Source organism: Pseudomonas brassicacearum, from assembly GCF_003732265.1.
Classification (GTDB): Bacteria; Pseudomonadota; Gammaproteobacteria; order Pseudomonadales; family Pseudomonadaceae; genus Aquipseudomonas; species Aquipseudomonas brassicacearum_D.
On the sequence record NZ_MOBK01000291.1, the window covers coordinates 1 to 722 of the forward strand.

A 722-nucleotide genomic window follows, 5' to 3' on the forward strand; every position below is an offset into this window, starting at 1 on the left:
CGTATTCGCGGATCGCCGGCTGCGGGTTCAACCAGTTTTCGCCAGCCTTGGCGCACCACGCTTCCCAGCCATGGGCATACAGTTTCGAGTTATGCCAACACACGCTGATCAACGTCGGTGTGCGTCTCGCGGCCAGCGCCACTTGCTCGGGCGAGCCGTAAACGCCGAACGATTCATCGAACAGGCACAGACCATAGAGGTTCGGGTAATCGTCGAGGCTATAACGCAAAACCAGATCGACACTGGCGTCCTGATGCAAATCGATAACTTCACAGTGAGTATCGAGGCGCACGTTGATGTTCGGATGCTGTGCATAAAACCGCCCGAGGCGCGGCACCAGCCACAGCGCGGCGAAGGCGGCGGTGGTCGATAGCGTCAGCGTGCTGGCGTTGCGCTGCGGGCGCAGGGTGTCGACGCTTTGCGCCACTTCCAACAATGCGCCGTGCAGGCTGCGAAACAAGCGTTCGCCGCCCTCGGTCAGGCGTACCTGGCGTGGCAGGCGCTCGAACAACGCGACGCCGAGCCAGTCTTCCAGCGAACGGACTTGATGTGAAATCGCCGTGGGCGTGACTGACAGTTCTTCGGCGGCAGCCTTGAAACTGAGCAGGCGTGACGCCGATTCAAAAGCGCGCAGAGCGGTGAGGGGCAACGAGGCAAACATTGAAAGCTCCACGGATGAAACCAATTCATCCAGACTGACTTTTGCTCATTTGAGGCTTAGG

The 722-nt window shown here is 59.7% G+C and carries 1 protein-coding gene; it reads right to left on the minus strand.

Going from position 1 to position 722, the window contains the following annotated elements:
* A partial coding sequence (locus tag BK660_RS31335; protein ID WP_185045305.1) for a LysR family transcriptional regulator occupies window positions 1-673 on the minus strand: 673 nt, incomplete at its 3' end.
* Between the last annotated feature and the right edge of the window lie 49 nt (window positions 674-722).